The 24,529-nt window shown below is 67.3% G+C and carries 20 protein-coding genes and 2 CRISPR repeat arrays; of the genes, 7 read left to right on the top strand and 13 right to left on the bottom strand.

Annotated features, from left to right (window positions below):
• The 6 genes from ABD848_RS14585 to ABD848_RS14560 all read left to right on the top strand — a co-directional run.
• Nucleotides 1-814 (top strand): acyltransferase domain-containing protein (locus ABD848_RS14585; protein WP_344972080.1); only part of this gene is annotated, 814 nt, incomplete at its 5' end.
• Between the two features lie 53 nt (nucleotides 815-867).
• Complete coding sequence (locus ABD848_RS14580) at nucleotides 868-1,689, top strand: SAM-dependent methyltransferase (RefSeq protein ID WP_344972078.1); 822 nt, start codon at nucleotides 868-870, stop codon at nucleotides 1,687-1,689.
• 60 nt (nucleotides 1,690-1,749) lie between these two features.
• Nucleotides 1,750-2,085, top strand: coding sequence for a hypothetical protein (locus ABD848_RS14575; RefSeq protein WP_344972077.1), 336 nt, complete (start codon nucleotides 1,750-1,752; stop codon nucleotides 2,083-2,085).
• Nucleotides 2,082-2,291 (top strand): hypothetical protein, encoded by a 210-nt coding sequence (locus ABD848_RS14570; RefSeq protein WP_344972075.1) that lies wholly within the window; start codon nucleotides 2,082-2,084, stop codon nucleotides 2,289-2,291. Before ABD848_RS14575 ends, ABD848_RS14570 begins: the two co-directional genes overlap by 4 nt.
• A gap of 447 nt (nucleotides 2,292-2,738) precedes the next feature.
• Nucleotides 2,739-3,308 (top strand): CPBP family intramembrane glutamic endopeptidase, encoded by a 570-nt coding sequence (locus ABD848_RS14565; RefSeq protein WP_344972073.1) that lies wholly within the window; start codon nucleotides 2,739-2,741, stop codon nucleotides 3,306-3,308.
• Entirely contained in the window at nucleotides 3,196-3,777 is a 582-nt protein-coding gene (locus ABD848_RS14560) for a DUF6879 family protein (RefSeq protein WP_344972088.1), read from the top strand. The genes ABD848_RS14565 and ABD848_RS14560 overlap by 113 nt, the downstream gene beginning before the upstream one ends.
• 189 nt (nucleotides 3,778-3,966) lie before the next feature.
• Nucleotides 3,967-4,722: direct repeats of the CRISPR family, unit length 37 nt; unit sequence GTTGCGATCCTCAGCCACCGCGGAGGGTGGCTGCCAC.
• Between the two features lie 149 nt (nucleotides 4,723-4,871).
• On the opposite strand, the gene cas2 is transcribed toward ABD848_RS14560, so the two are convergent.
• The 13 genes from cas2 to ABD848_RS14495 form a co-directional block, all read right to left on the bottom strand.
• Nucleotides 4,872-5,162, bottom strand: a complete 291-nt coding sequence (cas2, locus tag ABD848_RS14555; protein WP_344972071.1) for a CRISPR-associated endonuclease Cas2 — start codon at nucleotides 5,160-5,162, stop codon at nucleotides 4,872-4,874.
• Nucleotides 5,162-6,196 (bottom strand): type I-C CRISPR-associated endonuclease Cas1c, encoded by a 1,035-nt coding sequence (gene cas1c / locus ABD848_RS14550; protein WP_344972069.1) that lies wholly within the window; start codon nucleotides 6,194-6,196, stop codon nucleotides 5,162-5,164. Before cas1c ends, cas2 begins: the two co-directional genes overlap by 1 nt.
• Nucleotides 6,193-6,861: a CRISPR-associated protein Cas4 gene (cas4, locus tag ABD848_RS14545; protein ID WP_344972067.1), complete on the bottom strand. Its 669-nt coding sequence runs from the start codon at nucleotides 6,859-6,861 to the stop codon at nucleotides 6,193-6,195. Before cas4 ends, cas1c begins: the two co-directional genes overlap by 4 nt.
• Nucleotides 6,858-7,757 (bottom strand): type I-C CRISPR-associated protein Cas7/Csd2, encoded by a 900-nt coding sequence (gene cas7c, locus ABD848_RS14540; protein WP_344972065.1) that lies wholly within the window; start codon nucleotides 7,755-7,757, stop codon nucleotides 6,858-6,860. The genes cas4 and cas7c overlap by 4 nt, the downstream gene beginning before the upstream one ends.
• Nucleotides 7,754-9,577: a type I-C CRISPR-associated protein Cas8c/Csd1 gene (cas8c, locus tag ABD848_RS14535; protein WP_344972063.1), complete on the bottom strand. Its 1,824-nt coding sequence runs from the start codon at nucleotides 9,575-9,577 to the stop codon at nucleotides 7,754-7,756. Before cas8c ends, cas7c begins: the two co-directional genes overlap by 4 nt.
• Entirely contained in the window at nucleotides 9,577-10,266 is a 690-nt protein-coding gene (cas5c, locus tag ABD848_RS14530) for a type I-C CRISPR-associated protein Cas5c (protein ID WP_344972061.1), read from the bottom strand. The genes cas8c and cas5c overlap by 1 nt, the downstream gene beginning before the upstream one ends.
• A complete protein-coding gene (gene cas3, locus ABD848_RS14525; protein WP_344972086.1) occupies nucleotides 10,263-12,503 on the bottom strand; it encodes a CRISPR-associated helicase Cas3' in 2,241 nt (746 codons plus the stop codon). Before cas3 ends, cas5c begins: the two co-directional genes overlap by 4 nt.
• Nucleotides 12,504-13,172: 669 nt before the next feature.
• Nucleotides 13,173-15,030: direct repeats of the CRISPR family, unit length 37 nt; unit sequence GTTGCGATCCTCAGCCACCCCGGAGGGTGGCTGCCAC.
• A gap of 785 nt (nucleotides 15,031-15,815) precedes the next feature.
• Complete coding sequence (locus tag ABD848_RS14520) at nucleotides 15,816-16,775, bottom strand: sugar phosphate isomerase/epimerase family protein (RefSeq protein ID WP_344972059.1); 960 nt, start codon at nucleotides 16,773-16,775, stop codon at nucleotides 15,816-15,818.
• 56 nt (nucleotides 16,776-16,831) lie between these two features.
• Entirely contained in the window at nucleotides 16,832-17,836 is a 1,005-nt protein-coding gene (locus ABD848_RS14515; RefSeq protein WP_344972057.1) for a sugar phosphate isomerase/epimerase family protein, read from the bottom strand.
• A complete protein-coding gene (locus tag ABD848_RS14510; RefSeq protein ID WP_344972055.1) occupies nucleotides 17,836-19,041 on the bottom strand; it encodes a Gfo/Idh/MocA family protein in 1,206 nt (401 codons plus the stop codon). Before ABD848_RS14510 ends, ABD848_RS14515 begins: the two co-directional genes overlap by 1 nt.
• 34 nt (nucleotides 19,042-19,075) lie before the next feature.
• On the bottom strand, nucleotides 19,076-20,116 hold the full coding sequence (locus ABD848_RS14505) for a substrate-binding domain-containing protein (RefSeq protein WP_344972053.1): 1,041 nt from the start codon (nucleotides 20,114-20,116) through the stop codon (nucleotides 19,076-19,078).
• A gap of 79 nt (nucleotides 20,117-20,195) precedes the next feature.
• Complete coding sequence (locus tag ABD848_RS14500; RefSeq protein WP_344972051.1) at nucleotides 20,196-21,245, bottom strand: ABC transporter permease; 1,050 nt, start codon at nucleotides 21,243-21,245, stop codon at nucleotides 20,196-20,198.
• On the bottom strand, nucleotides 21,242-22,783 hold the full coding sequence (locus tag ABD848_RS14495; RefSeq protein WP_344972049.1) for a sugar ABC transporter ATP-binding protein: 1,542 nt from the start codon (nucleotides 22,781-22,783) through the stop codon (nucleotides 21,242-21,244). Before ABD848_RS14495 ends, ABD848_RS14500 begins: the two co-directional genes overlap by 4 nt.
• A gap of 140 nt (nucleotides 22,784-22,923) precedes the next feature.
• Between ABD848_RS14495 and ABD848_RS14490 the strand changes: the two genes are divergently transcribed.
• A complete protein-coding gene (locus ABD848_RS14490; RefSeq protein ID WP_344972047.1) occupies nucleotides 22,924-24,108 on the top strand; it encodes an ROK family transcriptional regulator in 1,185 nt (394 codons plus the stop codon).
• The last annotated feature ends 421 nt before the right edge of the window (nucleotides 24,109-24,529 follow it).

The following is a 24,529-nucleotide window of genomic DNA, read 5'->3' as shown; positions in this document are numbered from 1 at the left end:
CCCACCCGCCCACAGCCCGCTGCTCGATGAGTACCTCTCCGGGCTTGCCGCTGCCCTGACCGGCCTGCGGCCCCAAGAAGGCAACGTGGCGATGGTCTCCACCGTCACCACCACCCCCACCACCGGAACCCACCTGGACGCGGCCTACTGGAGCCTGCAACTCCGCGCCCCCGTAAAGCTCCAGGCGGCCATCCACCGCCTCGCCGGCGAGAACGACCGTGTCTTTGTTGAACTCTCCCCGCAGGCGGTGCTGGCGCCAGCGATCGAGGACACCCTGGCCCACCACCAGCTCCCCGGCACCGTCATCACCCCCGGAACCTCGGCCACCGGTGATGAGCACACCCGGCTGCTGGCCGGCCTAGCCGGGCTCTACACCCACGGCCACCCACCCACCTGGCCCACCAACCCCCACCACCGCCCCGCCGAGCTCCCCCTCCCCCACTGGCGCCACACCACCGAAACCACGCAGACACCGCTGGCCAGCACGCTCGCCAGCACCGACACCGAGCAGCGCCGTGCGCTGCTGGCCGAGACCCTGCGCACCATCGTCGCCGACCTCACCGGCCAGACCATCACCCCCGCCGAGCACGAGCATGACCTGACCAGCCTCGATTTGGCCTCCCGCGACCTACTCGTCCTACGCACCCACCTCCGCAGCCTCCACCCCGCCCTGGCCCACCTGGAAGCCGCCACCATCTACCACGCCGCCACCCTCACCGACCTCACCGAAACACTACTGGAGCTACTGCCCACTTCTGCCGCCAGCGAGCCCACCACCGCGTCTTCTGGCCACGACACCCCGCCCTCGGGCTGAGCCGGTCTCCTCGTCCCCTGTCCGTATCCGTCTTCGATGTTGGTGACTCTCCCATGGCCCGCGACGAGGTTTTCGCCGCTCGTTACGCGCCGCCGTTGCTCCATGTGGATACCGCCACCCCGGCCCGCATCTATGACTACCTGCTGGGCGGCAAAGACAACTTCGCCGTCGACCGCCAAGCCGCCGCCGCGCTGGAGCAGCGCGAACCCCACGCACGCCTCATCGCCACAGAGAACCGCCGCTTCCTGCAACGCGTGGTCACCTACCTGGTGGCCCAGGCCGGCATCGACCAGATCATCGACCTCGGCTCGGGCCTTCCCACCGTCGACAACGTCCACCAGATCGCCCACCGCCACAACCCGGACGTGCGGGTGGTCTATGTCGACCACGACCCCATCGTGTTGGCCCACGCCCGCGCGCTGCTGGCCGACAACCCCCGCACCACCGTCGTCGCCGCCCAGGCCAGCGACCCCGCCGCGGTGCTGTCCCATCCCCACACGTGCGCCCTGCTCGACCTCACCCGCCCGTGGGCGCTGCTGGGGCTGGCGCTGTTCCACTTCATCCCCACCGACCCCGCCGAGGTCATCGCCGGTTTCACCGCCCACATGCCCCCGGGCAGCCACCTGGCCCTCTCCCACGCCTGCCGTGAGGCCACCACCCCCGAGACCGCCGCCCAGGTCGAGGCGATCTACGCCGACACCACCACCCCGCTGAGGCTGCGCAGCCGCGCCGAGATCGCCGCCCTGTTCACCGGCTTCGACCTCCTCACCCCCGGCCTACAACCCATCACCTGCTGGCGCCCCCACCACCCACCCACCAACCCCGACCCCGTCTGGCTCCACGGCGGCCTCGGCGTCCTTGCCAGCCGGGGCTAACCAACCCAGCCCCCGTGCCCATCGTCTGCTGATGCTTTCCCGACCGGATCAGGACCACCCATGCCCACACACGCCCCCCCCCCCCCACCCCCACCGGCCACCGCACCGTATGCGCGCCGCCTCCACACCGTGCTCGACGACCTCGACCTGCCCCCAGGAACACCGCCACTGTCAACAGCCAGCAGCCCCGGCGTGTTGGCCACCTACTACCAGGCCGGCCTACTCATCTACGACCTCATCAACCTCACCGGCCTGGACTATCCCCACCTCCACACCCGCCTGGCCACCGCCGGCGTGCAACTACGCCCCGCCAGCCAAGCCGTCACCCTCCTCACCACCCGCGCCCAACGCCACGACACCCCCGTCTCGCTCCCCGCCACGAAAGCCCCCCAGTGAGCACACACCCACCCGGCGCGTTGACCACCCTCGAACACCGCCGGCCCCACCACGGCTTCAACCCCACCCACTTGCCCACCCTCGTCCCCAAGATGGCCGAGCCGCCCGCACTCATCCGGGCTAACAAGGCCACCCGATGGGAGAGGCCACAGCGGCCTCCGGCCACCATCCGCCCGAGCACACCCACCCCCGGTGCGACCGTCTGACACCACTCTTGTTTGTCCATGACCGCAGCGTTTGAAAGCCACCCATGACCTTTGCTTCTGCCCCGTCTGTGTCCCCGCCGGCCCGCTGGTGGCAGCGCCTGCTACCCGCGCCCGCCCCGCAACCAGACCCCGCGGCGCGGACGCGGACGATTTCGGGCTGGACCGCCTACAGCGCCTACGCCCTGATCTACCTGGCCGGGTTCGGATGGTCACTGGCCTCGACCATCGCCGCCAGCGGGGCCCGCACCATCACCGCCCCCCGCCCCCGGGGAGGTCATCGCCACCGCCCTACCCCGCTGGAGCATCCACGCCGCGCTGCTGTTCATACTGGTACCGCTGGTGCTGTGGACCCTCACCCGCTGGCTACACCTCCCACTGACCAGCCTCGGGATAACCCCACCCCGGCCCCGCGAACGGCGGTGGCGGTGGCGCCGCCAGGCCGCCGCGGTGTTCACCTGGGCACTGCTGGCCTATGTGGCAGCCATGCTGGCCCACAGCCTGCTGGCCTCCCTGACCACCCAAACAGGCGGGTTCGCCATGGACACCCGCGGCGAGGTGGTGCGGATGGTGGCCATGACCGCCCCCGTCCAAATCTCCACGGCAGTTGTTGAGGAAATCCTGGTGGTGGCCGTGCCGGTGGTGCTGCTGGGCGCGGCCCGCCGCCCCACCTGGGAAATCTATACCGTGGCCTGCCTAGCCAAAGTGAGCTACCACCTCTACTACGGGTGGGCCATCCTCCCCCTGGCCCTAGGTGCGGCGGTCCTGGTATGGCTCTACCGCCGCACCACCCGCCTCACCCCCCTCATCACCGCCCACCTGACCTACAACCTCGGCTACAGCGCCCTCCTGCTGGCCACCGCCACCCACCTACCCACCAAAGACAGGACGACCAATGGACGACGTCATCAAGGGAGAACCCATCGGCTGGGACGACGTCGAGCAACTGTTCGCCGAGTTCCGCCACACCGCGTTTCGCCTGGAAACCCGACAACACTACGACACCGCCAGCGAGCGTGAGCCCTTCCAGCAGTTCCTGGCCACCGGCCACATCGCACACTCACCCGTACTCGACCAGTGGCAAAACGAGATCCGAAACGGCATCACCCGGGGGCGCAGCTACACCCGGGTCCACATCGTCACCGAACCCCTCTCCGACTACGTGCGCTTCGAATGCGCCTGGGCCTACCGCCCCAACACCACCGCAGGCGAAAACATCCGCATCCTCGCCGTCGACCACGGCACCTGGCCAAAAGACCTGCCCCACCTGGACTACTGGCTCTTCGACTCCCAACGACTCCTACTCATGCACTACACCCACACCGGAGCGCTACACAGCACCGAACTGGTCAACGACCCGCACGCCCTCACAGCAGCCCGCACCTGGCGCGACCACGCCATACACCACGCCACCCCCTACACCACATTCGAGACCCGCTTCGACACCTCCATGCAGCCACGGCCCCAGCCTCCCGCCAGCCGACGATGACGGTGCAGCGGCCCCGGCTTGCAGCACCGCCTGGACTCAGAGCTGGAAGCCGCCACACCTGTCCACCTAACCAGCGACTACCCCTGGTGACCGTCATGTTGGCCGGGCGGGCAGTGGCGTTGCGGTCCTCAGCACCGAAGAGTGGCTGCCACATCGCGGTGTACCCGGCGAGGACGGCCTCGATGTCACGTTGCGATCCTCAGCCACCCCGAAGAGTGGCTGCCACGCTGGCTGGCCGCCGCAGCGCCCTCGCCGACGTCGTTGCGATCCTCAGCCACCCCGAAGAGTGGCTGCCACTCACCTACCCGGTGGCCACGCCGGAGCAAGACCGCGTTGCGATCCTCAGCCACCGCGGAGGGTGGCTGCCACCATCGTCTGATGGGCGTTGCGCAGCCGCGGCGACAGTTGCGATCCTCAGCCACCGCGGAGGGTGGCTGCCACGAGCTGGAGCGGACGCGCCGCACCGGACAGGGCAGGTTGCGATCCTCAGCCACCGCGGAGGGTGGCTGCCACATGCTGCCCTCACGCGGCTAGCCCGCTTCTGGGACGTTGCGATCCTCAGCCACCGCGGAGGGTGGCTGCCACTAGTCGGCCGCGTACCACCTCTGCCATGCGTCCTCGTTGCGATCCTCAGCCACCGCGGAGGGTGGCTGCCACCCCGGCGCCGAGTGGCCGGACGCCGTCCTGGAGCTGTTGCGATCCTCAGCCACCGCGGAGGGTGGCTGCCACCTACGGCGTCCGGTGGCAGTCCAGCCGACGCGCGCAAGTTGCGATCCTCAGCCACCGCGGAGGGTGGCTGCCACGCCACGACGGCGGCCGCAGGTGGCGCGAGTACCGGTTGCGATCCTCAGCCACCGCGGAGGGTGGCTGCCACATCGACCTCGCGCGGCCCCTTCCAGCTCGGCAGCGTTGCGATCCTCAGCCACCGCGGAGGGTGGCTGCCACGCTGGCTGAGCAGGAGTTATGCCTATAGGTCAAGTAGCTAGGAACGCCAGTCAGCAGCATTTCATTGCTCTTTGTCCGTTTTCTGCTTCGGAACCTCCTGGGGTGGTGGTGACCACTTGGGGTTCCTAAGCAATGCCTCTGATGGTGCGTTAGAGGATGAGTGCGTCGTTGTGTGGAGTGAGGCGGGCTTGGCCGAGGGTGCGCACGGTGGTGAATCCGTCGGGTGGGAGCCTGTAGACCCTGATGCTGTCGGCCTCTTCGTCGATGGTGCGCATGATGCGGTCGAGGAGTTTGAGGAGTCCGGGTTCGTCGCTGAGGATTTCGAACACGGATTTTTGTACACGCTGGCCGTAGCCTTCGCAGAGCTTGGCCACCGAGCGTAGGCGACGCCGTCCTTCGGGGGTGGTGGTGTTGACGTCGTAGGTGAGCAGTATGTGCATTAGCTTGGCGTCCAGGGAAGGTAGGCGGGAAGCTCATCGCGGACGTGGCGGGCGAGGATACGGGCTTGGACCATAGGCAGAAGGGCCGCGGGAACACTGCGTTTGAGTTGTTTGTGTTTCCAGTCCCGCTGTTTCCACCGCTGCCATTCGGTGAGGACGATGGTGCGTCCTTCCTCAGTAAGGTTGACTGCTCCTCCGGAATGCTTTTCGAAGTGTTCGGCGCGGACTTGGCGCCGGTTGAGGAGGGTGAGAGCAAGCCGGTCGGCCAAGATGGGGCGGAATTCTTCCATCAGATCCAGGGCAAGGGAGGGTCTGCCGGGGCGCATGCCGTGGAGGAATCCCAGGTGGGGATCGAGGCCGACCTGTTCGGCGGCTCCGTGGATGAGGCTTCGGGTGAGGCCGTAGAGGAAAGACAACAAGGCGTTGACCGGGTCGGTTGGGGGACGGCGGGTGCGTCCGTTCATGGTGCCGGTGTCGTTGTCGGGGCGGAGCAGGAGCGCGAAGGCTTCGTAGTAGATGCGTGCGGTGTTGCCTTCGATACCCATGAGTTCGTTGACGCTGCTGGCTGCTTCGGCGTTGGTGAGGTACTCCTCGCAGGTGGTGATGGTGTCGCGGATGCGCTGTTGGCGGCTGGGGTCGGTGGCGTCGCGGGCACCGCGTAGCAGGACCTGACGGGAGTTTTGGATCTTTCCTGCGATGAAGCTGCGGGCGATGGGTAGACGCTGTTCGTCGATGTCGTAGATGCGGTGTTGGGCGTGGCGTAGGAGTATGTTGCCGCGCGTAGGGCCTTCGGTGCGGGATTTGAAGCGTCCGCCGCGGCTCATCCACGTGATTCCGCGCCCATCTTCGGCGCAGCGGGCCAGCAGCTCGGAACTGATAGTGACGTGACCGTATACGACGATGCTGTCGAGGCGGCGCAAGGGCAGGGTACGACGTTGCTCGTCCTCGGGGGTGCGGATGCGCACGCTGTCGTGGTCGAGGTAGAGCCCGGCGCCTTGGGTTTGGACGTAGAGGGTGTTGAGGAGTTCGGTCATGGCAGGTTCGCTTCTGGGGCTGGGCGGAACAGCCGGCTGGTGGCCTGGGTGTAGGCGCGTTGACCAGCCAGGAGTTTGGGCATGCACTGGGCGTTCATCGAGCAGCCTCGACAGCGTTGGTCGGCGGCTGGCGGCGGCAAGTGGAGGCCGCTGGTGAGAGCGCGTACAGCATCGGCGAGGTCGAGGACGCGCTGGCGCAATTCGTCGTCGATGGTCACGCTGTGGCGGCGCCGGTCGGCTCCGGAGTAGATGACACCGGTGGGAACCTGATGGTCGAACATGTCTTCCAGGCACATGGCCTGGCCGGCGACCTGGACGTCGGCTGGCCCGCCGGCGATGTAGGCGCCGGATTTGTGTTCCACGGGGACGGGGCGACCGTTGGGGTGGACTTCGACGACATCACCGACGCCGTGCAACCCGAGCCGGTCGGAGAAGAGCGGGAGGGCGCGCAGGGTACGGATTTGGCCGCGGGTCTCAGAGCCGGGTTCGTGGACACGCTGGTGCATGAGGGTGCCGCGAGTGGTGGCGGCGTCGTCGGTGTAGCCGTCTTCGAGGAGGATGAGGCCGGCTTGACGGCCGCAGTAGGCGTAGTGTTCCAAGGCGGACAGGGTTACGGGCAGCGGGCCTCCGTCTCTGGAGGCCCGCTGGTCAAAAGAATCGTTCATCCGAGAATGCGGGTGAGGGTCACGCCCTGGGGCAGGGCGGTGTCGACGTTGATGGTGTAGTCGGTGAAGGCCCGCGGGGGCTGCTCGGTGTTCGGGGTGGCTTTGATGTGGTCGAAGAGGCTGCCTGCGGGGGCCTTGCCTAGGGCGTCGTCGTGGGTGAAGACGTAGAGGCCGCGCAGGGTCATCTCGCCGCGGGTTGCGGCACGGTCGTGTTCGAACATCAGAGTCAGGGCACGCCAGAAGGTCTCCAGGTCGCTGTGGGAGACGCCGGTGCGTTGGGCTAGGGGGGCGCTGAAGTGCCCGTGCCCCAGGTAGAGGCCGTAAGGCAGAGTGTGCTTGGTGCCCATTTCGGTGGACTCGCCTTTGTCGATGTCTTGTTGGCGGGTCTGGGTGATGCGGGTGATGCCGTTTTCCACGGGCAGTACGGGATCGACGGTGCGCGAGAAGGTGAGTTGGACGGGTCCTTGGACGCGACCGCAGGTGTGACGGTCCTTGCCTTTGCCGGCACCGGTGGTCATGACGGCGCCGAACATGCGCACGTCGAAGAAGGTCTGGCACATCCAGTCTTGGGCTTTGAGCTCGGCGCCGTCTTGGCCGGGTTTGAGGCCCAAGGTGGTGTAGGCGCGTTCGTGCTGGGCGTTGAGGGCGGTGCCGGCTTCGACGTAGATGTCGTAGCCGGGGGCCTTATTGCTCAGCAGGGGGATGAGGTTACGGATCTTGCGTTTGAGGGCGACGTCGGTGACGATGCCTTGGCCGGTTTCGGGATCGATACGGGGCATGCCACCGGCGTCGGGGTCGCCGTTGGGGTTGCCGTCGCGCACGTCGAAGAGGAAAGCGAAGTCGTGCTTGCGGGTGGGGTCGAGGTGAGCGGCGAGGTCGGTGGCTGGGGTGGTCATCGGGTCGGTCCCTCCGAGGGGTCGTCATCGTCGTTGCCGTTGTTCGGCGGATCGTCGTTGGTGCCGCCTTCGTTCTTGGCGGCTTTGCGTGCGCGGCTGTTGCGGATGTCCTCGGCGCGCTGGTGATAGAAGCCGGCGATGAAGCGTCCCTGCTCCGGGGTGGCCATGGCGGCCGGCAGGGGGGTCGGGCCGACTTGGTCGAGGACCTCGGCGAGGCGCTCTTCCAACGCCTTGGCCGCACCGGTTTTGCGGTCGCGCTGGAGTTTGCGCAGGTGTTTTTTTGATTTGTCGATCAACGCGGGATAGACCGAGCGAGGTCGAGTCATAGCCACGCGGAAGAAACGGTCCTCGATGCCGGCGTTGACGTCGCCGAGAGCTTCGCGTTGGATCGATGCGCACACGGCGAAGGCCCGTCCCCACAGGTAGGCGGGGTGAATGGAGTCGGGGTCGAGTTCAGGCATGACGGATTCCTCACCAGGGCGGAGGGAGCGTGTAAGCAAAAGCCGGATCAGCGCCATCCGGGCCGGATCGACGTGGTGTTCGGCGCTGATGCGCTGCAGCAGCCGGGAAAGATACTGCTGCGGAGGGCTGGTTGCGGCCAGGGCGGCCTGGAGCAGCCGAGGTTTGGCGTGTCGGGGCTCGGTTTTGGAGATGTAGCGCTTGGTTTCCCCGTCGTAGCGGCTCAAGGCGAGGGCCAGTCTCCACAGCGCGATCGTGCGGCGCTGGCCTGAGGTTCCGGCCCACGGGTCGAAGACCTCGTGGTCGTCGCACCAGCTCACGAGATGGTGACGTAGCTGAGGCAGTGTGGTTTCGAGCCAGTCGCGCACCACGAGGCGGCTGCGGTTGGCGCTGACCGTGAGTGCGTAGAAGTCGGCGTCGACATCGCTGTGGCGGTTCGGCCGTTTGGAGGGCTCTTCCACGGAGCGGCGGAGATTCTTCACGGCTTGAGGGCTGGCCTGCACGACTACGTCCCACACGTCGGCGTCCTCGGCAGGCTCGCGGCTCCACCACGTCATGACGCTGTCGGCAGCACGTTCGCGGTGGCGTTCGTCGCTGAGCAAGGCGGTGAGGGCGTTGGTGGCCTGCCCGGCGCACTGGCCACAGATGGGGGTGTTGTCGAGTTGGATCTCGCCGCCGCGGCCCTGGGCTGGTTTGTTGATGCTGACGATCTGCACCTCGTTGCCGCGCCCTTCGGCTACGGGAATGAGGGAAGAGGGCACGGCCTCGGGCATCGTTTGAACCAGCAGTGCCTCCTGCCCGCACACCAGGCACAAGGCGGTGCGGGCGTCGGGGCTTTTGCGGCGGGTGACCACCTCGACCCAGTAGGCGGCAGCGGCCGGGGCCTCGTGCACCCACTGATCATCGACCTGCAACGCGACGAGGTCAGAAGCCTGGATCTGGTCATTGTCCAGCTCTCGGTGGCGCTCGTGGTCGAAGAACGACACGACGGCTTGGGCCATCGGTTCTTCCGGGTGGGCATCGCGCCAGTCGCGTAGTAGGGCGCGGTACGCGGCGTGGCGCTGGCCCGCTGCCGCGGAGCTTTTGTCGGTGTCCTCTTTTGCCGTGCCCAGCACGTATTCGGCGGTATCGACCACTAATGCGGGGGCGATTCCGCTGGTGCGCATCACGAAGGGGGTTGCGCGTAGCTGCCCCCGCGGATTCTCGGCGCCGGCGAGGTCGTGGATCGGTACACGAGGCGTGGCGACGTGTCCCTGGGAGGTCAGGCTGATCATCCAACGCACCGAGCGCCTGCGGTGGTAGGGGGGAGGAAGGTCCTGGCTGTTGCGGCGGGCGTGCTCAGCCAGAGCGTTCAGCAGCATCAGCGGCTCCCCATCGCGACCAGCTCCACATCTCCCACCAGTCCTTGTTCGGGGATGGTCATGGCGCCGTTGTCCAAGTGCGCTTTGAACCAGCGGTAGGTTTCGCTGCCGTCGTCGTGGTAGTCGATGCTGTGCAGCATCAGCCCCAACTCGGCGGTGTCAGAGATTCTGGTTTGGTCGGTGGCGGGGCCGAAGTCGGCGGAGAACTCGCGTGTGCCGAGAAACGGCTGTGAGAAGCACGCGCCGCGATCCACCCGGCGGCGCAACTGGTCGCGGTAGCGCGCCTCGTTGCCGTGGGCGTGGGGACGTAGTCGCACCTGAGCATGGATCCGGTAGGCCACGTCACGCAGGCAGACGCTGCTGCGCTGGTCACGGTCGTTCTCGATGTCGTAGCGCTCGGTTGGGTCGTGTTGGGCTTTCTTCACCCACTGCGGCGTCACCATGCGGGTGCCTTCGTTGCGGCGGATGGAGAACCAGGAGATCGGGCGCAGCACCTCGATGCGGGTGATGCGGTAGTCGAACTCGGGTTTCCAGTAGATGGACTCCAAGATCCCCTTGGCCGCGGTGGGCGTCATCACCGGATAGCTGACCCGCTCGGTCTTCAGCTCCGGTCGGGTGAAACACGCGAACGGTCCCGAGACCTCCACCAGCAGCGGCGGATGGGCAAAGCCCCCTGATTGGTCAGTCACGCCACAAGATCCTCTTCCGTATAGGCGTTGTCAGATTCGAGTCCGCGCTGCTCGTCATAGGGGCCGCGCCACAGCACCAGATCCCCCAGGAGCCACGTGGCGTCGCCCTCGGTGATGGCCTTCGTCGCTTCGTGCTTGGGGATGCCGGCCATGAACGGTTGCAACTGACGCAACAGCATGCGCTGGCGGCTCGGAGTCGCGTACTGCAACTCCGCAATCAGCCTTTCGGCCTCTTCGCGGCGATCGGAGTTGGTGTCAGGCACCACCACCGACAGCGAGCTCTCCTCGATCATCCGAAACCCCGCAGCCACACGCGGGAAATCGCGATCTTTGCGCCAGCGCTGGATCATCGCCCCGTTGGGGCGCACCGGTCCGCCTTCGGTGGAGCCGATCGGCTGTTCAAGGTTTTGTTTGGTGAAACGCTGCCGGTAGTAGGTGTGCAGAAGCTGAGGCTGTTCGGGATCGCCTTGTCCGTCGCCGAAGACGGCTTCGGTTGCCGCAAGGCCTGCCTTGTAGGACTCGTCGCGAGGATGGCCGCCCTTCTCGGGGTCGAAAACCACGACCAGCCCTCGCTCCAGCCGGCCGTCGCGGTTGCAGCGGCCCGCGGCCTGTTGAACCGAGTCAGCGCACGTCCACGCCCGCCACACCACCGGGAAGTCGAGGTCCACCCCCGCCTCGACCAACTGGGTCGAGACCACAACCACGGGCTCGCCCCGTCCCAGGCTTTCCTTGACATCGCTGAGGACGCGGCGGCGATGCTCGGCGGTCATCCGCGTCGACAAATGCACGCACTCCTGAGCCCCGGCCTGCTTCAGCCGGCGATGGAGCACAGCCGCATCCTTGGTGGTGTTGACCACCACCAACGCTTGAGGCTCAGCACTTACCTCGGCAGCGATCTCCTCCCAGGTGGGACGCGGATCCAGCCGCCAGACGTAGCGCACGCGCCGTGCCCGCTGCGCCAACCCAGCCTCAGCGGGCACGATGTCACGCACCGCAAGATCCTGGAACGGCCCCAGCGACCAGTAACTGGGCTGCGTCGCCGACGACAGCACGACTGTGGTCCCGAAATGCTCGGTCAACGTGCGCAGCACCGACAGGATCGGTAACAGCAACCGATCCGGCAGCGCCTGCACCTCGTCCAACACCAGCACCGCCCCGGCGAGCCGGTGCAGCTTACGCATCGCCGAAGGACGCCGCGCGAATATCGACTCGAACAACCGCACCATCGTGGTCACCACGAACGGCGCATCCCAGTTCTCCGCAGCCAGCCGCTGCCACCACGCGAACCGCCCGCCGTTCTCGCTGTCCTCGGCCTCCAACCGAATCCCGCTGTGATGCTCCAGGACCGACGGGGTCTCGTCGTCCTCGCCGTCGAGGAGGCCCCGCAGCACCCCGGCGTTTTGCTCGGTGATCGACAGGAACGGCACCGCCATCACCACCCGCCGCAACCCGTGCCGCGCCGCATGGTGTAAGCCGAAACCTGCCATGGCCAGCGTCTTGCCCGCACCGGTGGGCGCCGGAAGCCGAAACATCCCCGGAGGCAACGCCGAGGCGGCCAGCGCATAGTCATAAACCTCACTACGCAACCCATCCAATGGCGATGACCGCTGCGCCACGAGTTTGGCCCGCTCTTCGTCGAAGCGCTCTACCAGATCAGCCGGCCCCAGCTGAGAGGTCGTCCGGGCGCCGGAGAAGTGCCGCTCGGTGTCGAGAAAGTCAGCGTCCACGACCGCGCTGAACAAGAGCCGCATGAACACGTCACAGCTCTGCCAGTCCTTAGGCGAGAGCCACCCCGGAAGCTGGGGGCGCTCTGCGGGACGTATCTCCGGCACAACAGCTGCGACCCGCTCCAACGTGGCCCGAAACTCCGCCAGCCGCTCCGTCGTCGCCTTCTCCAGCAACTCCCGCAGCGCCTCCCGGTCGGGCAGCCCACCGTGGTGACCCAACACCACCGAGGCCCACACCCCCACCTGCTGGGACGCCCACCACGTCCCCTCGTCCTTATGCGGCACGCCAACCGGGCGGTCCGATCCACTGACCTGCCGCAGCGCCTCTTGCCACGACGGTTTTCCCTTCCCCAGGTCATGAGTTAGCCCAAGAAAGCGCGCCACCTCTCCGCCACCGAAGGGCACAGCGAACTCCGCAGCCAGATCCCCTGTTCCCCGCAGATGGTCTGATAACAAATGCCAATTTCGCCCGGAATCGTCCGGACTATGGGCGAACAGCCCACACTCCACCGAGGCCCCCTTCGCATTACTCAAGCAGGTCCGAAGCTAGGACGGACCTACGACAAACCACCGGCAAACAACGAAGAACGACCACCTACGGCCAACTCCCAGAAAAAGCAACGAACGTGGGGGCGAACCGCTATAGTCCGCCCCCACACACACGCAGGCCGCCAAGCAAAGGCGCGCACAGATTCCGATCCCCGTCGGCTGCCAAGCAGTCGACGCCACACACGCCGAACCTCTAATTCCTGTGAGCGCCATTGCCAAAGGCTCGGCTCCTGTAGCGTACATCCTGAGCCACTCTCGCGCCCGAAGTTCTTACAGAAGGGAGAGCCATGGCATTGAGCGAGCGTGCTCTGCGGCGTCGGCAGCGCCAGCAGTGCCGGCGACGCCTTCTCATGGCCGTTTCCGGTCTGGTGTTAGCAGGGACAGCTGCAGCCCTTGCAACTCGCCACCAAATCCGAGCACATCCTCACACCGAGAGGGCCAAACACCCCTAGAATCCACAAAAAGGACAAATATACAACAAGCGCGCAGATGGCAAAATAATCTCGATAGAGCGCGCTCACCACACTCGGCTCCGTCGATAGCGAATCGACGGAGCCGACGCAATAGCCGTCAACTATCCCGGAAAGCAGTCACCACCGCCTTCAAACGGTTCTCCAGATCCTCCACGGCGTTACGATCCTCAGCCGCCCCGAAGGGTGGCTGCCACTACTACGGCAGGGGAACGCTCCCCGGTGGCCTGGCTGTTGCGATCCTCAGCCACCCCGGAGGGTGGCTGCCACCGCCCTGACCTGCGGCTTTGCGGTATTCGGTTCTCGTTGCGATCCTCAGCCACCCCGGAGGGTGGCTGCCACCGGTGGACAGCTGCGCCAATGCGGCCGCCTTCGCCGTTGCGATCCTCAGCCACCCCGGAGGGTGGCTGCCACCGCGCCAGTCCCCCACGCCGCACGAGCACTCCCAATCGTTGCGATCCTCAGCCACCCCGGAGGGTGGCTGCCACCGTCGCCGGATGCCGGTCGTAGTCCTCCGGGTAGTCGTTGCGATCCTCAGCCACCCCGGAGGGTGGCTGCCACTCGGCGTGGGTGATCTGCTCCTGGGCCTGAGCGGTGTTGCGATCCTCAGCCACCCCGGAGGGTGGCTGCCACGCGTGGAGCGAGCAGCGGCTGCTCGCCTTCGACCTCGTTGCGATCCTCAGCCACCCCGGAGGGTGGCTGCCACGCGGCGTTTGATCTCGTGAGAGAGGCGCCGCCGACGTTGCGATCCTCAGCCACCCCGGAGGGTGGCTGCCACGCGGCGTTTGATCTCGTGAGAGAGGCGCCGCCGACGTTGCGATCCTCAGCCACCCCGGAGGGTGGCTGCCACTGCTATATCGGTCGGCACGCTCCGCCCCCGGCCGCGTTGCGATCCTCAGCCACCCCGGAGGGTGGCTGCCACGTACCGTGTGTGGGGGTGCTGCTGCTAGTCGAGGGTTGCGATCCTCAGCCACCCCGGAGGGTGGCTGCCACGTGCAGCCCCTCACCCCCCAGCATTTTTATGTGCGGTTGCGATCCTCAGCCACCCCGGAGGGTGGCTGCCACCTCCCCCGGCTGGACCGGGCCGCCGCACCACACACAGTTGCGATCCTCAGCCACCCCGGAGGGTGGCTGCCACCAGGCCACGGCGGTGACGCGATGAGCGCCCCCGACGTTGCGATCCTCAGCCACCCCGGAGGGTGGCTGCCACCGCCGGGCCGGTCGAGATCGACCACACGGAGCCGCTTGTTGCGATCCTCAGCCACCCCGGAGGGTGGCTGCCACAGCAGCGTCGCCCGATCGCTGGCGTCCTGCTCGGTCACGTTGCGATCCTCAGCCACCCCGGAGGGTGGCTGCCACCCCCTCGGATACGAGCTGGTGTGGGCCACCACGTGGGTTGCGATCCTCAGCCACCCCGGAGGGTGGCTGCCACGAGGCCATGTCGCTGCGCACCGGCGTGTGCCGCGACGTTGCGATCCTCAGCCACCCCGGAGGGTGGCTGCCACGCCACGGTGCAGCCCCAGTTCGACACCACTGGCCATGGTTGCGATCCTCAGCCACCCCGGAGGGTGGCTGCCACGCGGACAGTGCTCCACCACGGTGTCGGTCAGTTCATGTTGCGATCCTCAGCCACCCCGGAGGGTGGCTGCCACGGTGGACAGAGTCAGCTCGGTGCCGCTGGCAATGGCGTTGCGATCCTCAGCCACCCCGGAGGGTGGCTGCCACCTGAGGCAGGGCAGCGTCATCACCGCGCCCCGCAAGTTGCGATCCTCAGCCACCCCGGAGGGTGGCTGCCACGAGCGTCGCGGGGCTCTCGCCCTGCGCGGGACCGTAGTTGCGATCCTCAGCCACCCCGGAGGGTGGCTGCCACTCGGGGGTCCGGCCAGTCTTCGTGCGGGCGGGCATCAGTTGCGATCCTCAGCCACCCCGGAGGGTGGCTGCCACGGCGGTAGTCCACCAGCGGCAGCCACTCGGCAGCGGCGTTGCGATCCTCAGCCACCCCGGAGGGTGGCTGCCACGCTGACTGAGCAGGGAAAATACCTAGCCCCACGGGGCGAAGCGACCCAAGTCAGCAGCATTTTAGTCCTCAATGTCCGTTTTGAGCTTCGGAACCTCCCGGGGATGCGATGAGCACTCCAGGTTCCGAAGCATCATCTACGCGAGGGAAGCGACTTCTTTACAACGCTAGCCCATGGAAAGCGTTGAAGCGCGTGTGCTCGACGTGTGCTCGGGGGCTGTGGGTGGGCGCGGCAGGGGATGACAGCGGACGGGAGATCTGCTGACGGGCGAGGGGACAAGGCAGGGGAGAACAGCAGGGGTTGCGGAAAGTCGGCAGGTCATAGGATCGACTTTTAATCCGCGGGTTCAGGGTTCGATCCCCTGGTGGCCCACTGTGAAACCCCAGGTCACAGCCGGTGTGGTGCGGCTGGTGGCCTGGGGTTTCTTGTTGTGTGTGCTCGATGTGTGCTCGTGTGTTTGTGAACAGTCGCCTGTGCAGGTCAGCGCGCTGTTTGTGGCATCTGGGGGTATGAGGGCTGGACGGTGGTTCCAGGCGACATGCCTGGAAGGGTGGTTGGGCGACGTGAAAGCCTTCTGGTTGCCGTGTGGATCGCCGGAGCCGCGCAGATGCTCAGGGGCCCTCGCGTGCCTGGGTAAAAGGACGGGCCCGTCCGGTGGGTGAGCGAACCGACTGATCCGCGGGGCGGTACTCCAGGGTCGGATCAGCAGCCCGCGATGAAACCGAATGGCGTGGACACCGGTCTCAGCGCGGCCAACGATGACGTCGGATACGTGGACGCCGGCGTCAGTAGCGCAGTTGGCGCAGGTAGGAGTAGCCGACCTCGGAAGTCTGGGGGACGCTCACGTCAGGCGTGTCGTTCTCGACGATGTACTCCTGCACCGCGTGGGCGCGGAAGATCCGGGCGAAGTCGATGTGGCCGGTGCCCAGGTCGGCCATGTCACCGTCGTGGGCGTGACGGTCCTTGACGTGGTATTGCAGCACCCGCTGCGGCGCGCGCCGCATCACGTCGATGGTGAAGCCCTCGGGGTCGCTCGCCCCGTCGCCGCTCTCGATTCCGCCGCGCACCGCCCAGTAAATGTCGATCTCGAAGTGCACGAGCTTGGGGTCCAGTTCAGACGTCAACACCTGCCAGGGTGTGACGCCACCGCCGAGGTCGATGGTGAACTCGTGCGCGTGGTTGTGGTAGCCGTAGCGCAGCCCCGCCGAGCGGGCCGCCTCGGCCTCGTGGTTCATTCGTTCGGCCCACCGCTGCCAGTCGCTCTTGTCGGAGGAGTTCAGGTACGGCACCACCATGTACGACTGGCCCAGCGTGAGCGCGTTGTCAATTTTGGTGTGCAGCGCCTGATCGGAATCGCTGATGCCGTCGTGGCTGGACGTCGCCGAGATGCCGATGCTGTCGTAGAAGTCACGCAATTCCTGGGCGGTGCGGCCGAAATAGCCGAGCGCCTGCTCCACCTTGGGGTAGCCGAGATCGGCGAGCATCCGCAGCGTGGCGTCGAAGCCGGGATCGCCGTACAGCGCGGAGCGCACCGTCCACAACTGCATGCTGATCAGCCCCGGCGGCACCCGGCGCCGTCCAATGCTCCTTGTCTTGGCGTGCGCGGCGGGCGCGGTGCCACCCGCGACGAGCAAGCTGGCGCCGAGGGCGCCACCCAGCGCGGTGCGTAGCGCGCCGCGCCGGGAGAGCCCCCGCTCGCTGAGGGAACGGCGGACCGCCCCCTCACCGTCGAATCCATAACACATGGCTTCCTCCCCTTCCTCCAGCTCCTAAATACGTGAGGACCGCTCGTAGATTTGGGCTATTGAGTACTGAAGGCAGCGTCGAACGCGGCCTCGGGCGGGTCGAACAACCGCTCGCGTACGTAGCGCAGTGACTCGGGGGCGCCTCGCAGGCGGTCCATGCCCGCGTCCTCCCACTCGATCGAGATCGGGCCGTCATAGCCGATGGCGTTGAGCACCCGGAAACACGCCTCCCACGGCACGTCGCCGCGTCCGGTTGAGACGAAGTCCCAGCCACGCCGGGGGTCACCCCACGGCAGGTGGGAGCCGAGCCTGCCGTTGCGGCCGTTGCCGGTGTTGCGTTTGGTGTCCTTGCAGTCGACGTGGTAGATCCGGTCGGCGAAGTCGACCAGGAACCCGGCCGGGTCAATGTCTTGCCACACCATGTGACTGGGGTCCCAGTTCAGCCCGAACGACTCCCTGCGCCCGATCGCGTCCAGGGCGCGCACCGTGGACCAGTAGTCGTAGGCGATCTCCGAGGGATGCACCTCCAGGGCGAACCGCACCCCCTCCTCGTCGAAGACGTCCATGATCGGGTTCCAACGGTCGGCGAAGTCCTGGTACCCGGCCTCGACCAGCTCGGCGGGCACCGGTGGGAACATCGCCACGTACTTCCAGATCGCCGAGCCGGTGAAGCCGACGACGGTGTCCACGCCGAGTTTCGCGGCGGCGCGAGCGGTGTGCTTGATCTCCTCGGCGGCCCGCCGGCGCACGCCCTCCGGATCGCCGTCGCCCCAGATGCGCTCGGGCAGGATCGCCTTGTGCCGCGCGTCGATCGGGTCGTCGCAGACCGCCTGCCCCTTGAGGTGATTGGATATCGCCCAGACGCCGAGCCCGTAGGTGTCCAGGATGTCCAAACGGGACTGTAGATACGACTCGTCCTCGACCGCGCGCCAGACGTCCAGGTGATCGCCCCAGCAGGCGATCTCCAGTCCGTCGTAGCCCCACTCGGAGGCCAGCCGCGCGACCTCCTCGAACGGCAGGTCCGCCCACTGCCCGGTGAACAGCGTCACTGGTCGCCCCATCACGCCACCTCACTTGTCGTATGTGCGTTGCCTGTGCTGTCTGTGCTTTCCGTGTCGCCGACCGGCACCCACCGGCTGTCCGCCGCCGCACTGGCTTGCACCGCGGCGATCACCCGCTGTACCCGCAGCCCCTCGGCGAACGTGGGCTCCGCAGCGGTACCGTCGGCGATGGCGGTGAGCAGGTCGACTGCCTGGTGGGAGAAGCCGTGCTCGTAGCCGAGCAGGTGACCGGGCGGCCACCACGCGCCCAGATACGGATGCGTCGGCTCGGTGGCGAGTATCCGGGTGAAGCCCTGCGTCTCGGTCGATGTCGAGGAATCGAAGAACCACAGCGTGTTCATGTCCTCGAAGTCGAAGGCCAGGCTGCCTTCGGTGCCGTTCAGTTCGATACGGATGGCGTTCTTGCGGCCGGTGGCGTAGCGAGTGGCCTCGAAGGTGGCCATCGCGCCGCCGCTGAACCTGCCGAGGAACACCGCGGCGTCGTCCACGGTGACCCGCCCGGTTCCCTCGCCCTCCGGCAGCGGGCGTTCGTCGACGAACGTGTCCATCGTGGCGCTGACCCCGGTGATGTACTCGTCGGTGAGGAACTGGGTCAGGTCGATCACGTGCGCGCCGATGTCGCCCAGCGCGCCGGAACCCGCCCGCTGCGCGTCCAGCCGCCAGGAGTACGGCGCCCCCGGGTCGGTGAGCCAGTCTTGTAGGTATTGGGCCCTGACGTGGCGCAGCCGGCCGATCCGGCCGCTCCGCACCAGTCGCCGCGCCAGCGCGAGCGCGGGCACCCGGCGGTAGGTGAAGCCGACCATCGTCTGAACGCCGTCGGCCCGCGCCCGCTCGGCGGCCTCGGCCATGCGCTCGGCTTCGGCGACCGAGTTGGCGAGCGGCTTTTCGCACAACACGTGCTTGCCCGCCGCGAGCGCGGCGATGGCGATCTCGGCGTGGGTGTCGCCTGGCGTGCAGATGTCGACGAGATCGACGTCGTCCCTGGCGATCAGTGCGTGCCAGTCGGTTTCCACGTGCTGCCAGTCGAACCGTCGGGCCGTGTCCTCGGCCTTGGCGCGGTCGCGCCCGCTGAGCGCGACCAACCGCGGTTCGAGTTTGGGATCGAAGAAGCTCTTGGCGTTGCGCCATCCCTGGGAATGCGCCATTCCCATGAAGGCGTAGCCGATCATGCCGATCCCGAGCTGGGCGCTGTCCGCGTGTGTCATCAGCCCTCCCTGGGCGATTGGTCTGGGGTGGGCCTCAGGACTCGAACGCCAGTGGGAGGTACTCCTCGACGTTGTCTTCGGTGACCACAGGGGCGTTCAGCACGATTCGGCGCGGCACCTCGACCTGCACCAGGTCGGACATGCCTTTCTCCTGGGCGAGCAGTCGGGCGAGCCGGATGCCGTCGGCGGCCTGTGTCGGCGGGTAGAGCACGGTGGCCTCCATCTCGCCCTCCTGAATCCAGCGCATCGCGTTGGCCGAGCCGGCGCCGCCGATGAAGAAGAACTCGTCGCGGTTGGCGTTGTCGAAAGCGGCCTTGACACCGACGCCCTGGTCGTCGTCGTGGTTCCAGACGATGTCGATCTCGGGAACGGCTTGCAGCAGGTTGGAGGCGGCCTGCTCGCCGGATTCCACGGTGAACTCCCCGGCGACCCGGTGGTCGACGTCCTGGTCGCACTCGGACAGCGCGTCGGAGAAACCGTCGGAGCGGTCCTGGGTCAGTGGCAGCGAGTCGATTCCCGCGATCTCGGTGATCACCGCGTCGCCGCCGAGGTCGTTTTCCTCGACGAGATCGCAGGCGTAGGTGCCGGCGGAGACGCCCATGCCGTAGTTGTCCCCGAGGATGGTGGTGCGCGCGGCGAACTCGCTTGAGAATTCGCGATCGACGTTGACGACGGGGATGCCCGCCTCCATCGCCTGCGTGGCGACCTTGGTCAGCGCGGCGCCGTCGGTGGGCAGCAGCACGATCGCGTCGACGTCATCGTTGATGAATGTCTCGATGTGGCTGATCTGCATGCTCGGGTCGTTGGTGCCCTCTGCGACGCGCAGATCGATGTCTTCGTAATTCTCGGCCTCCGCGACGGCGGCGGAGTTGATCGCGGCGAGCCAACCGTGGTCGGCCTCGGGGCCGGAGAAGCCGATCACTACTTCCTGGCCCGGGTCGTCGTTCGAGCTGACCGGCTGTGTCCCACCGGTGTCCTCCTCGGTGGCTGGTTCGTTACCGGTGCAGGCTGTGGCGAGTAGGGTCACCGCGGCGACGGCACCGGTCGCGCGCAGGAGTCCACTGCGTTGCGGCATGGTTCTCTCCTCGGGGTGGGATCTGGCGGGGGAACAGGCGCCCTACAGCGGGCGGGGGCATGGTGAGCTCGTGCCTGAGCTAAGGCGGCGAGCCGTTGCGGGATGCGACGCGCTGCTGCAACAGCACGGCGACGACGATGATCACGCCCTTGGCGACGGCCTGGGTGGAGGTGTCGAGGTTGTTGAGCGTGAAGACGTTGGTGAGCGTGGTGAAGATCAGCACGCCGAAGACGGTGCCGACGATGGTGCCGCGACCGCCGGAGAGCAGCGTCCCGCCGATGACGACCGCGGCGATGGCGTCGAGTTCGTAGAGCATGCCGTGGGTGGAGGTCCCGGCCGTCGTCCGCGCGAGCAGCATCACCGCGGCGAGTCCGCACGCGAGACCAAGCAGCACGTACAGCGACGTGGTGTGCCGCTTGACGTTGATGCCCGCCAGCCGCGCGGCTTCCTGATTGCCGCCGACCGCGAGCGTCCTGCGGCCGAACGTGGTGCGGTTGAGCAGGACCCAGCCCGCGACGGCGACCACGACGAAGATCAGCACAAGGACCGGGATGCCGAGGATTCTGCCGCCGACGGCCTCGACGAACTCGCTGACGGTGACGACCTGGGTGCGCTTCTGCGCGATGATCTCGGCGAGGCCGCGCGCCCCGGCGAGCATCGCAAGCGTCACGATGAACGGCGCCATCCTGCCGTAGGCCACGAGCAGTCCGTTGACGAGTCCACAACCGGCACCGACCAGCAGCGCTGTGCTGACCATGACGATCCAGTGGGTGTTCTCGGCCATGGTTTGGGTGGCGATGGTGGAGGCCCACACCGAGGACAGCGCCACGATCGCGCCGACGGACAGGTCGATGCCGCCACCGGTGATCACGAACGTCATCCCGATGCTGACCACACCGATCACCGACGCCAGCCGCAGGATCGTCATCGTGTTGTCGAAAGTGACGAACCGGTCGCCTGCTGTGATGAGACCGACGAGGCACAGCAGCGCCAAGGCGATCACCAAACCGAGATTGCGCCCGAGCGGGCCGGAGAACCGGGCGGTAACGCCGCCCAACGGCCCACGGCCGTGCGCGTCGTCGCCCTCGGTGCGGGTCCGCTCCTCAGACGCGGGGGTTTGGGCACTCATGCCGCCGCTCCTTCCATCACCATGTCGAGCACCCGGTGCTCGTCGATCTCCTCGGCGGGACTGTCGTGCACGAGGGCGCCGTCGGAGATCACAAGGACCCGGTCGGACAGCCCGATCACCTCCTCGATTTCGCTGGAGACCACGACGACCGCGATGCCGCTGGCCGCAAGGTCCCTGATCAGCGCGTAGATTTCCGAGCGCGCGCCGACGTCGACGCCGCGCGTCGGTTCGTCCAGCAGCAGCACCCGGCACTGCCGCAGTAGCCAGCGGGCGAGCACGACCTTCTGCTGATTGCCTCCGGAGAGCGTGCGCACGTGGCGCTGCACACCGGAGGGCCGGACATCCAGGGCGTGGACCTGGTCGTCGGCCGCGCGCCGCTCGTCACGGTGGTTGACGAAGCCCCCTCGGGCGAAGCGGGCGAGGCTGGCGAGCGAGATGTTGCGCGCCACCGACTCGTGCAGCACCAGCGCCTGGCTCTTGCGCTCCTCGGGGCAAAGCCCGATGCCGGCGGCCACCGCCGCGCCGACGCTGCCGGCGCGCAGCCGACGTCCGGCGACGGTTACCGTGCCCGCCTTGGCCTTGCGGGCGCCGTAGATCGTCTCCAGGATCTCCGACCGGCCGGAACCGACCAGCCCTGCGAGGCCGACGACCTCCCCTGCCGCCACATCGAATGAGATGTCGCGGAACTCGCCATCGCGGCTCAGCCCGGACACGTCGAGTATCCGCTCGCCCCGCTGCCGCTGGTCCTGCCGGTCGGGGAAGACGTACTCGATGGACCTGCCGGTCATCAGACGGATGATCTCCGCGGTCGGTGTCTGCGCCGCCGCGAGACCGGTGGCGGCGGTGTGCCCGTCCTTGAGCACGGTGATGTGGTCGCCGATCTCACGGATCTCTTCGAGCCGGTGCGAGATGTAGACGATCGCGACGCCCTGCGCCGCCAGTTCGCGGATCACGCCGAACAGTCGGGTGACCTCTTCCTGGTCCAGCACGGCGGAGGGCTCATCCATCACGATCAGCTTGGCCTCGTAGGAAAGCGCGCGGGCCATGCTCACGATCTGCTTGCCCGCCGAGGACAGTCGTCCCACCTCGGTGTCGGGCCTCACCTCGGGATGGCCGAGGCGACGCAGCAGCTCAGCGGCGGCACGATTGGCCTCGGCCCGCGCGACGAGTCCCCATCGCGCGCGCTCGTGGCCGAGGTAGATGTTCTCGGCCACGGTCAGGCCGTCGACCAGGTCGAGCTCCTGGTAAATCGTGGCGATGCCGTGGTCGAGCGCGTCCTGCGGATTCAGGATGCGGATATCGGCGCCCTGCCAGCGGATCGTGCCGCCGTCGGGCTGATGGGCTCCGGACAAGACCTTGATCAGGGTGGACTTACCCGCGCCGTTCTGGCCGAGTAGGCAGTGGACATCGCCTGCCCTCACCTCGAGGTCGATGCCGTCCAGCGCTTTCACGCCGGGGAAGTGCTTGACGATGCCGCTCATCCGCAGCAGGGGCTCACCCTCCTCGCGGGATGTGATGTGGATCTCCCTCGCGCTCATGAGAGTGAAGCATAGGCCGACTTTTGTATGGGGGTCAAGCAAAAGTTTGCTGCTCTTTAACCAAATGAGACGGATCAGCCCGCGAAAAGGTACGGGTGTTCTAGTGTTGAACCAGCAGATCCCGGTGTTGAGGGAAGGGAATGGAAGTCATGATTCGCGGCGAGCTGTCACCGGCAGGCACTGCGATGCTGTTTCAGCTACTGCGCGACGGGCGGCCACGCACCCGCGCCGAACTGTCCGCCGAGACCGGTCTGGCACGCTCCACCGTCGCCGAACGCATCGACACCCTGCTCAGCTCCGGCCTGCTGAAGTTCAGCGACAAGGCGAACTCCACGGGTGGACGTCCACCCACGATGTTCGCGTTCAACCCTGCGGCCCGGGTGGTACTCGCTGCCGACATCGGGGCGACGCACGCCAAGCTCGCAGTGACCGACCTCGCGGGCGAGGTGCTGGTGCAGCAGGACAAGGTGGTCGACATCGCAGACGGACCCGAGGTGGTGCTGCGCGAGGTCTGCGAACGGGGGCGCGCACTGCTCACTCAGGCGGGACGGGACGAATGTGACCTGCTCGGCGTCGGCATCGGGCTTCCCGGCCCCGTCGAGCACCTGTCCGGCAAACCGACCAACCCGCCGATCATGCCCGGTTGGGACGGCTTCGACGTCCCAGACTTCGTGCGCGGCGAATTGGGCGCGGTGACGCTGGTGGACAACGACGTCAACATCATGGCGCTCGGCGAGTACCGCAGTCACTGGTCGGAGTACGCGCACATGATCTTCGTGAAGATCGCGACCGGTATCGGTAGCGGGCTGATCAGCTACGGCCAGCTACACCGGGGCTCGCAGGGCGCGGCGGGCGACATGGGCCACGTGCGAGTGCCATACGATACCGATGTCCTCTGCCGGTGCGGCAACGTCGGGTGCCTGGAGGCCGTCGCAAGCGGAGCGGCTATCGCGGCGAAACTGACCGAGGCCGGCGTGCCCGCCACGAACAGCGCCGACGTCGTCTCGCTCGCCCGCAACGGCTCGGTGCCCGCCTTGCAGCACATCCGACAGGCGGGCCGCGACATCGGGGAGGTGCTGGCGATGGCGGTCAGCCTGTTCAACCCCTCCGTGCTCGCGGTCGGCGGAGCGCTGTCCCTGGCGGGCGAACACCTGATCGCCGGGGTACGGGAGGCCGTCTACCAACGCTCCCTGCCGCTGGCTACACAGAATCTGCGCATCGTGCAGTCGCGCTCCGGCGACGAGGCGGGCGTCCATGGCGTGGCGTTCATGGTGATCGACCACGCCCTCGCGCCGAGCCAGGTGGAGGCACTGCTGTCGCTGTGACTTTCTCCCCTCCCTAACGGGAGGGGATTTCGCCCCTCGCGGGGTGGGTTTCCCGCTTCGTCGCCGACCGCGGAAAGGTGGCCCCTCGCCGTCTGGTATCGGCTCCGCAGACGTCGCCCGCGTGGCGGGCTGCGACTCGACTAGCCGCACCGATGGTCGTCGCCGCGTTGGCATCTCGGTCGTGGCGGGACGGCGGTCCGGGCACGTCCACCAGCGGGTGCCCCGGGAGAGGTGCGCGGGCAGGTGTCCGCACGCCGAACAGGTTGTGGAGGAGGGCAACCACCGGCCCATGATCGCCAGGAGGCGGCCGTAGTGGTGGCTTTGTACTCCAGTTGCCGGCGCAACTCCCCGAATCCGGCATCCAGGCTCGCCCGGTTCAGGCCGTGCTTCCGCGCAACGTTGCACCCTGGGGGCTCGGTGG

Source organism: Salinactinospora qingdaonensis (assembly GCF_039539445.1).
Lineage (GTDB): Bacteria > Actinomycetota > Actinomycetes > Streptosporangiales > Streptosporangiaceae > Salinactinospora > Salinactinospora qingdaonensis.
Note: the sequence above shows the minus strand (reverse complement) of the source record. Positions and strands in the feature narration are given on the sequence as shown.

What these genes read in the sequence shown, in the direction of transcription:
- cas2 (WP_344972071.1), bottom strand. Translation starts at nt 5,162, where the DNA reads ATGCACATACTGCTCACCTACGACGTCAACACCACCACCCCCGAAGGA.
- ABD848_RS14495 (WP_344972049.1), bottom strand. Translation starts at nt 22,783, where the DNA reads ATGAGCGCGAGGGAGATCCACATCACATCCCGCGAGGAGGGTGAGCCC.
- cas1c (WP_344972069.1), bottom strand. Translation starts at nt 6,196, where the DNA reads ATGACCGAACTCCTCAACACCCTCTACGTCCAAACCCAAGGCGCCGGG.
- ABD848_RS14490 (WP_344972047.1), top strand. Translation starts at nt 22,924, where the DNA reads ATGGAAGTCATGATTCGCGGCGAGCTGTCACCGGCAGGCACTGCGATG.
- ABD848_RS14505 (WP_344972053.1), bottom strand. Translation starts at nt 20,116, where the DNA reads ATGCCGCAACGCAGTGGACTCCTGCGCGCGACCGGTGCCGTCGCCGCG.
- ABD848_RS14575 (WP_344972077.1), top strand. Translation starts at nt 1,750, where the DNA reads ATGCCCACACACGCCCCCCCCCCCCCACCCCCACCGGCCACCGCACCG.
- ABD848_RS14510 (WP_344972055.1), bottom strand. Translation starts at nt 19,041, where the DNA reads ATGACACACGCGGACAGCGCCCAGCTCGGGATCGGCATGATCGGCTAC.
- ABD848_RS14500 (WP_344972051.1), bottom strand. Translation starts at nt 21,245, where the DNA reads ATGAGTGCCCAAACCCCCGCGTCTGAGGAGCGGACCCGCACCGAGGGC.
- cas7c (WP_344972065.1), bottom strand. Translation starts at nt 7,757, where the DNA reads ATGACCACCCCAGCCACCGACCTCGCCGCTCACCTCGACCCCACCCGC.
- ABD848_RS14515 (WP_344972057.1), bottom strand. Translation starts at nt 17,836, where the DNA reads ATGGGGCGACCAGTGACGCTGTTCACCGGGCAGTGGGCGGACCTGCCG.
- cas8c (WP_344972063.1), bottom strand. Translation starts at nt 9,577, where the DNA reads ATGCTGCTGAACGCTCTGGCTGAGCACGCCCGCCGCAACAGCCAGGAC.
- ABD848_RS14580 (WP_344972078.1), top strand. Translation starts at nt 868, where the DNA reads ATGGCCCGCGACGAGGTTTTCGCCGCTCGTTACGCGCCGCCGTTGCTC.
- ABD848_RS14520 (WP_344972059.1), bottom strand. Translation starts at nt 16,775, where the DNA reads ATGTGTTATGGATTCGACGGTGAGGGGGCGGTCCGCCGTTCCCTCAGC.
- cas4 (WP_344972067.1), bottom strand. Translation starts at nt 6,861, where the DNA reads ATGAACGATTCTTTTGACCAGCGGGCCTCCAGAGACGGAGGCCCGCTG.